Genomic DNA, 7,670 nt, shown 5'->3' with positions numbered 1-7,670 from the left:
GGCCGCGCCCCAGCTGCGCCCCGCCCCAGCTGCGCCCCGGCTGGGCGCCGGCCCCCCGCCGGACTACCCCTGCTTCGCCGCGGCCAGGTCGCGCAGGGACTTCAGCGCCCGGTCGACGTGCCCGACCTCCACCGCCCGCACCCCGGGAGGGAGGGTGCCCAGCCGCTCCAGCGACCCCGGCGGCACGAGCACCCGCCGGTAGCCGAGCCGGGCGGCCTCGGCCACCCGCTGCGGCAGCATCGAGACCCGCCGGATGTCGCCGGACAGGGCCACCTCGCCGATGGCGAGCACGTCTGCCGGCACCGGCGTGTCCCACGCAGCGGAAGCCACGGCGAGCAGCACCGCCAGGTCGACGCCCGGCTCCACCAGGCGGGCGCCGCCCACGGTGGCCACGAACACGTCCTTGTCGGCGAGCTTGATCCCGCTGGCGCGCTCGGTGACCGCGAGCAGCATCGCCGTCCGCGCGGAGTCCAGGCCGCTCACGCCGCGGCGCGGGTTCGGTGTCGAGGCGGTGGCGACCAGCGACTGGATCTCCGCGAGCAGCGCCCGGCGGCCCTCGACCGCGACCGCCAGACAGGTCCCCGGGACCGGCACGTCGCGGTGGCCCCGGAACAGCTCGGAGGGGTCGACCACCTCGCGCAGCCCGTCGTCCGCCTGCTCGAAGCAGGCGATCTCGTCGGCCGGGCCGTAGCGGTTCTTGGTCGCCCGCAGCAGGCGGAGGCTCGTGTGCCGGTCGCCGTCGAAGGTGAGCACGGTGTCGACCAGGTGCTCCAGCGCGCGAGGGCCCGCGATCGAGCTCTCCTTGGTCGACTGGCCGACGACCAGCAGCGGGGTCGGGCGGGACTTGGCGACCCGGGTGAGGACCTGGGTCACCTCCTGCACCTGCGCCATGCCGCCGGCGCGGCCGTCGACGTCGGCGCTCACGAGGGTCTGGACGCTGTCGACCACCACGAGGTCCGGGTCGTGCTCCTCGACGTGGCGGAGCACGGCGCCGAGGTCCTGCTCGTCGGCCACCAGCAGGCCGGGGGCGTCGGCGCCGGTCCGGCGGGCCCGGACGGCGATCTGCTCCGCCGACTCCTCGCCCGAGACGTAGAGCACGGTGCGGGGCCGGTACGGCTCGGACGACAGCGCCACGAGCCCCCGGCCCGCGTCCGGGGCGGGGGCGGGCGGCGTCCCGAGGGCGAAGCGGTGGGCGACCTCGAGCAGCAGGGTCGACTTGCCCACGCCCGGCTCGCCCGCGAGCAGCACGACCTGCCCGGCGACCAGGCCGCCGCCGATGACCCGGTCGAACTCGCCGACCCCGGTCGGGGTCCGGGCGGTGCTCTCCTCGTCGACCTCGCTCAGGCGGCGGGCGGGCCGGGAGGCCGTGCCCGCACGCACCCGGGCACCCGCGCCCTCGACCAGCCCCGCGGGGACCTGCTCCACGGTGCCCCAGCCCTGGCACTGCGCGCAGCGCCCCACCCAGCGCGGGTGCTCGGCACCGCACGCGGTGCAGGCGAAGACGGCGCGCTTGGCGCGGGGGGAGGCCACGCGAGCACCCTAGGCAGGCACCCGGACACAACCGTGCGCCCGCTGTGGACGCGCAGGCCGGGGTTCAGGCAGATCAGCCAGCCAGGACCGCCGCGACGTCAGAGGGCGAGCAGCGTCGCGGTGAGGATGATCGCGCCGCTGCCGACGGAGACCGCGGGCACGAGGGCGAAGACGAGCACGGCCTGGCTCTTTAGGTGCCGCCACATGAGCAGCCCGGCCACGACGAAGATCCCGATCCCGACCATCGAGGCCAGGAAGGCCAGGCCCACCGCACCGCTGTCGGGGTCCGTCGAGGTCGGCGGGACGATGAGGAACGGGATGACGGTGGAGACGAGGATGCCGACCACCCACACCGCGAAGAAGACCAGCGAGAGCGCGTCCGGCTTGGGCCAGCGGGTCTGGCGGTGCTCGCGGGGGCGGTACTCCGCCTCGTGGGCCGCCGTGCCGTCGTGGAAGCGCGTGTCGCTCATGGGGCCAGGGTGGAGGACCGCCGCCGCGGTGGCTAGTCGACGGGCCGTCGACCCGGCCCGGGGGCCTCGACCGGCGCCTGGGCGGCCGCGGTCGCCGGGTGGACGGTCAGGGGGAGCAGCCGCCGGGCGCCCGCCGGGGGCACGAGGGCGGTGCAGTGCGCGTCGAGGCGTGCGTACACCTCCTCGCCGACGAGCTCCACGAGCTCCTCGCGCAGCGAGCGCCACACCGGTACCGCGCCGGTATGGGCCGCCGGGCTCGTCGTGCAGTACCAGTCGAAGTCCGCGCCGCCCCCGCCCCAGCCCGCCCGGGTGTACTCGGTGACGGTGACCTGCAGGTGCTCCCCGCCGTCGGGGTCGGCCACGGTGTCGTAGGTCCGGCGGACCGGGAGCTGCCAGCAGACGTCGGGCTTGGTGGTCAGCGGCGGGACACCCTCGCGCAGCGCCAGGGCGTGCAGGGCGCAGCCGTAGCCGCCGGGGAAGCCCCGGGGGTTGTGGAACACGCACGCACCGTCGACCACCGCGGTCCGTCGGTCCCCGTCAGGGTCCGTCTCGGCCCACTCCCCGTCCGCGCCGTGGACGGGGTGGTCGGCGTTGGCCCAGCCGGACCGGTCGAGCCGGGCCACGGCGAGCGCGACCCGCTCCTCGTCCGCGGGCTCGGAGAACCAGGCGCCGTGGACGCAGCAGCCCGCGTCCGGGCGGGAGCTGTCGATGCCGGGGCACCCGCCCCCGAAGATGCACGTCCACGACGACGTGAGCCACGTGAGGTCGAAGTGGTAGACGGTCCGCCCGTAGGGGTCGCCGTCGTCGATCTCGACCCAGAGCCGCTCGCGCGGGCCGGGCACCTCGCGCAGGCCGGCCGGCTGCGGACCGGGTGGCGTCACCGGGCGAATGTAGCCCCGCGCTCCCGCCTGGCGGGGGGCCCGTGGAGCCGTAGGCTGGCCGACCGTGACCGCGTCTGCGTCGTCGTCCGACGGCTCGCCGGCCAGGTCCCTCGTCGGCCTGGCGACGACCTCGGTGTACCCGGAGCCGGCCGAGGAGGCCTTCCGGCAGGCGGCCGAGCTCGGCTACGACGGTGTCGAGGTCATGGTCTGGTCGGACCCGGTCAGCCGGGACGCCGACGCCCTGCTCCGCCTGGCCGCCACCTACGAGGTGCCGGTGATGAGCGTCCACGCACCGACGCTGCTGCTCACGCAGGGTGTCTGGGGCCGCGACAACTGGGCCCGCCTGGTCCGGACCGCCGAGCACGCCGAGGCGCTCGGTGCGAGCACCGTGGTCGTGCACCCGCCCTTCCGCTGGCAGCGCACGTACGGGGCCGGGTTCGAGGAGGGCATCGAGGCGCTCGGCGAGGAGCACCACTGCACCTTCGCGGTGGAGAACATGTTCCCGTGGCGGGTCGGCGGCCGCGACGTGCAGGCCTACGCGCCCGGCTGGGACCTGCTCGACCACGGCTACGCCCACTGCACCCTGGACTTCAGCCACGCCGCCACGGCCCGCCAGGACTCGATGCAGCTGCTGGACGTCCTGGGGGAGCGGGTCCGCCACCTCCACCTCACCGACGGCAGCGGCTCCCTGCTCGACGAGCACCTGGTGCCCGGCGAGGGCACCCAGCCCGTCGCGGAGGTGCTGGAGAAGCTGGCCGCCGGCGGCTGGGACGGCCACACCGTCGTGGAGATCAACACCCGCCGCGACAAGGCCAACCGTGTGGACGCCCTGGAGCGCAGCCTGGCCTTCGCCAGACGGCACCTGTCCGGCGGTTAGCCTTCCGGCGTGGTGATCGCCGAGGCCCAACGGGCAGTGCTGCTGGCAGCGTCGCGCAACTCCCGGCTGCGGGAGGTCGTGGAACGTGCCCCCGTGACGCGCGAGCTGGTGCGCCGCTTCGTCGCCGGGACCGGTGACGACCACGCGCTCGAGGTCGCGACCGAGCTGCGCGGGCAGGGGATGCTCGTCACCCTCGACCGGCTCGGCGAGGACGTCACCGACGCCGCCGACGCCGCCGCGACGCGGGACGCCTACGTCGGCCTGCTCGGCCGGCTGTCTGCGCTCGGGCTGACCGAGGGCGGGGCGGTCGAGACCTCGGTCAAGCTGTCGGCGCTCGGCCAGGCGCTCGGGGCCTCCGGCGAGCAGACGGCGCTGGAGAACGCCCGTGCCATCTGCGACGCCGCGTCCCTGGCCGGCACCACGGTGACGCTGGACATGGAGGACCACACGACGGTCGACTCCACCCTCCGTGTCCTCGAGGCGCTCCGGGCGGACTTCCCCTGGGTCGGGGCCGTCCTGCAGTCCCAGCTGCGGCGCACCGAGGCCGACTGCCGCGAGCTGGCGACCGCGGGGTCGCGGGTGCGGCTGTGCAAGGGCGCCTACGCCCAGCCGGAGTCCGTGGCCTTCGCCACCCCGCACGAGGTCGACCGGTCCTACGTGCGCTGCCTCAAGGTCCTCATGGCCGGCGAGGGCTACCCGATGGTCGCCAGCCACGACCCGACGCTGCTCGAGATCGCCGACGCCGTGGCCCGGGACGTCGGCCGCGACGGGGACTCGTGGGAGGTGCAGATGCTGCTCGGGGTGCGCCCGGAGGAGCAGGCCCGCCTGGCCGCGCTGGGCCGGCGGGTCCGGACCTACGTGCCCTACGGCGAGGACTGGTACGCCTACCTGGTGCGACGGCTGGCCGAGCGCCCCGCGAACCTCGCGCTGCTGCTGCGCTCGCTGACGAGCACGAAGTGACCGGCGTCGACGCGGCTGCCGGGGCCGGCGGGACCCACGCGGCTGCCGGGACCGACGCGACCAGCACCGTCGACGGCGCTCCCCGCGAGGACGTCGTCGCCGTCCTGGGCGCAGGCGTCATGGGGGAGACGCTGCTGGCGGGCCTGCTGCGCGCCGGCCGGCCTGCCTCGGGCCTGCGCATCACGGAGCGACGTGAGGCCCGCGCCGCCGAGTTGCGCGAGCGACACGGCGTCGACGTCGTCGGCAACCCCGAGGCGGTGGAGGCCGCCGGGACCGTCGTCATGGTGGTCAAGCCGCAGGACGTCCCCGCCCTCGTCGCCGAGATCGCGCCCCACCTGTCGGCCGGGACGCTCGTCGTCTCGCTCGCCGCGGGCGTGACCACGGCCGCCATCGAGCGCGGGCTCGCCGAGGCGGGTGCGCCCGAGCGGGTGGCCGTCGTCCGCGTCATGCCCAACACCCCCGCCCTCGTCGACGCCGGGATGAGCGCGCTGTCGCCCGGGAGCCACTGCGACGCAGGGCACCTCGACGCCGCGGAGGCCCTGCTGGCCAGCGTCGGCAAGGTGGTCCGGGTGCCCGAGCACCAGATGGATGCCGTCACCGCGGTGTCCGGGTCGGGCCCGGCGTACGTGTTCTACGTCGTCGAGGCCATGGTCGAGGCGGGGGTGCTGCTCGGGCTGTCGCGCGACGTGGCGACGACGCTCGCCGCCCAGACCGTCCTCGGCGCCGGGAAGATGGTGTCCGAGACCGGTCAGCACCCGTCGGTCCTGCGCGAGCAGGTCTGCTCCCCGGCGGGGACGACCATCGCCGCGGTGCGCGTCCTGGACGACCACCGGGTGCGGGCGGCGTTCGTCACGGCGATGGAGGCCGCACGCGACCGCTCGGCGGAACTGGGCCGGCTCGCCGGTAGTTGACGACGACGGGCACCTGTCGGTGCCGGCGGGACCGACCGCGGGCCGAGCACGGGGCCCCCGGTACGGTCCCGGTCAGGACGGGGACGTCGGCACGGCGGCCCAGGACGCGGAGGTGCGGCGTGGGCTGGCTCTCGAGGACGTTCGGCAGGCAGCGGCGGTCGGGTGCTGACGCGACCGGCGCCGGCGGCGGGCGTGGTCAGGCTGCGGCCCGGCTCGCCGAGGACGTCGCGCACCTGCGGGACTTCGCGACGACGCGGCGGGGCGTCGAGTTCTACCTGGAGCCGGAGAACGACGGCTTCGACACCACGCTCGTCGCGGTGGCCTACGACGGCGAGTGGACCCGTCGCCGCGTCGCCTCGCCGTCGGCCGCGGGCAAGCTCGCGCGCAGCCTGAGCCTGCCGGTGTACGAGGCCGGGGTCACCGGCTACCCGCGGCGGATGAAGGAGTGGAGCCGGGCGCACCCGGAGCGCAAGCTCCGCCCGCGCTGAGGCGCGACAGGACGCTGGTGCCGGGGACTGCCGGGTCGGCGCGTGCACCGGACCTCGCAGACGACTCCGAGCGTCCACCGGGTGCCGGGTGTCGGGGCGTGCGACCTGGCGCACCGACGCCTGGTCCGTGGTCAGAAGGGCGGGAGGTCCGGCGCGGGTGGCTCGGGTCCCTGCCTCGGGACTGCGGGGCTGGGTGACCGGTCGGGGAAGCCTCGTAGGCCGGCCGTGACGACGGATCCGGAGACGTCCACCGTCTCGGGCCTGCCTGCTGTCACCACGGTCTGCTTCGACCAACCGTCGTGGGCGCTACCCGCCGTCGCGACGGCAGGCTGCAGCGGACGGTCGTGCTCGGGCATGCCGAGCCGTCGGCCGGGGCTGACGTGCTCGATGCCTGCGGGTGTGCGCCAGTGCAGGGTGCCGTCGGGGTCGAGGCGTACCGACCAGCCTGCCCGGTGCTTGAGGCGGTGGTGGTGCCGGCCCAGGACGGCGAGGTTGTCGGTGGAGGTCTGGCCTGCGGGCCAGGGGACGACGTGGTCGAGGTCGCAGGCGCTGGCCCGGCGTCGGCAGGTCGGGAAGCGGCAGGTGCCGTCCCGGGCGCGCAGCAGCTGGACCATGGCGGTGCTGGGGCGGTAGCGGCGGGTGCTGCGCGCGACGACTGTCCCGTCGGTGTCGGTGACCCAGCGCCGCCATGCCGCGTCCTCGGCCAGCTCGCGGACCGCCGCGGGTATGGGGCCGTAGCCGACGAGCTCGCCGGGCTCGTCCCCGCCGAGGAGGGTGCCGACGGGGGCGACGACGTCGACGGTGACCTGGACGCCGGTGGCTGCGGTGACGGTGTCGGGGTCACCGACGAGCATGCCGAGGACCACGTCGACGCGGGTCTGGTCCAGGGTCCGCCCGGGGTCGGTGGGCACCGACGACCCGGCGTGCTGGTCGCCGCTGTCGAGTCCGGTGGGGGTGTCCCGCAGGATGCTGCGTGCGGCCTGGTCGATGCGTTCGTAGGCGGCGACGACGAGCTCGGTGCGGCCGACGACCTGGAGCAGGGCGGTGCCGTCGTGGAGGACGCGGATGGAGCAGCGGCGGTCGCGGACGGCGGCCTGGGTGCGGCGGCGGGCGGCGTCGGCGTCTGCGCGCAGGACGAGGCGGGTCAGGCGGGCGCTCAGCTGGGCCGGTGTCTGCTCCGGTGCCCTGTCGAGGGCCTGGTGCTCGACCTGGCGGGCGGTGTCGTCGTCGACCTGGGCGAGGGCCTCGCTGATGCGGCGGGCCCGGGTGAGGCAGATGTCTCCGCGGGTGAGGGCGGCCAGGGTCGCGGGTCGGCGGTGCAGGAGGTCCAGGCCGAGGGCGAGCCGCGCCCGGGCGGTCTGCCGTGACATGCGGAGCAGGGCGCCGACCTCGTCGGCGGTGTAGTCGTCGCTCTCGTCGGTGCCGAGGCCGTGGCGGGCGCCCTCGACCCGGCGCCGCAGGGCCAGCTCCGCGACCGCGACCAGGCCCGCCGCCTCGGCGGCCGCAGAGATCCGCGCCATCGAGCCCGCGACCAGCATGCAGGCGGTGTCGGG

General features: G+C 75.9%; 8 protein-coding genes. 4 read left to right on the top strand and 4 right to left on the bottom strand.

The window, feature by feature from the left end; genetic code table 11:
• Positions 1–63: 63 nt before the first annotated feature.
• The 3 genes from WCS02_RS15115 to WCS02_RS15105 all read right to left on the bottom strand — a co-directional run bounded on the left by WCS02_RS15115 (position 64) and on the right by WCS02_RS15105 (position 2,881).
• Positions 64–1,530: a DNA repair protein RadA gene (locus tag WCS02_RS15115; RefSeq protein ID WP_340294657.1), complete on the bottom strand. Its 1,467-nt coding sequence runs from the start codon at positions 1,528–1,530 to the stop codon at positions 64–66.
• A 98-nt stretch (positions 1,531–1,628) separates the two neighbouring features.
• Positions 1,629–2,000, bottom strand: a complete 372-nt coding sequence (locus WCS02_RS15110) for a hypothetical protein (RefSeq protein ID WP_340294655.1) — start codon at positions 1,998–2,000, stop codon at positions 1,629–1,631.
• A 32-nt stretch (positions 2,001–2,032) separates the two neighbouring features.
• Positions 2,033–2,881, bottom strand: coding sequence for a DUF3109 family protein (locus WCS02_RS15105; RefSeq protein ID WP_340294654.1), 849 nt, complete (start codon positions 2,879–2,881; stop codon positions 2,033–2,035).
• Between the two features lie 64 nt (positions 2,882–2,945).
• On the opposite strand from WCS02_RS15105, the gene WCS02_RS15100 reads away from it, so the two are divergent.
• The 4 genes from WCS02_RS15100 (at position 2,946) to WCS02_RS15085 (ending at position 6,117) form a co-directional block, all read left to right on the top strand.
• Positions 2,946–3,758 (top strand): sugar phosphate isomerase/epimerase family protein, encoded by an 813-nt coding sequence (locus WCS02_RS15100; RefSeq protein WP_340294653.1) that lies wholly within the window; start codon positions 2,946–2,948, stop codon positions 3,756–3,758.
• Between the two features lie 9 nt (positions 3,759–3,767).
• A complete protein-coding gene (locus tag WCS02_RS15095) occupies positions 3,768–4,718 on the top strand; it encodes a proline dehydrogenase family protein (RefSeq protein WP_340294652.1) in 951 nt (316 codons plus the stop codon).
• Positions 4,715–5,629, top strand: coding sequence for a pyrroline-5-carboxylate reductase (gene proC / locus WCS02_RS15090; protein ID WP_340294651.1), 915 nt, complete (start codon positions 4,715–4,717; stop codon positions 5,627–5,629). The genes WCS02_RS15095 and proC overlap by 4 nt, the downstream gene beginning before the upstream one ends.
• Before the next feature lie 119 nt (positions 5,630–5,748).
• The gene (locus WCS02_RS15085; protein ID WP_340294650.1) at positions 5,749–6,117 is read left to right on the top strand and encodes an oxidoreductase; all 369 of its coding nucleotides are present in this window, start codon (positions 5,749–5,751) and stop codon (positions 6,115–6,117) included.
• 131 nt (positions 6,118–6,248) lie between these two features.
• On the opposite strand, the gene WCS02_RS15080 is transcribed toward WCS02_RS15085, so the two are convergent.
• Positions 6,249–7,670: HNH endonuclease signature motif containing protein (locus WCS02_RS15080; RefSeq protein ID WP_340294649.1), on the bottom strand; the 1,422-nt coding region annotated here is incomplete at its 5' end.

The sequence above is a fragment of the Aquipuribacter hungaricus genome, assembly GCF_037860755.1.
Classification (GTDB): Bacteria; Actinomycetota; Actinomycetes; order Actinomycetales; family JBBAYJ01; genus Aquipuribacter; species Aquipuribacter hungaricus.
This window is presented reverse-complemented; position numbering and strand designations above follow the sequence as displayed.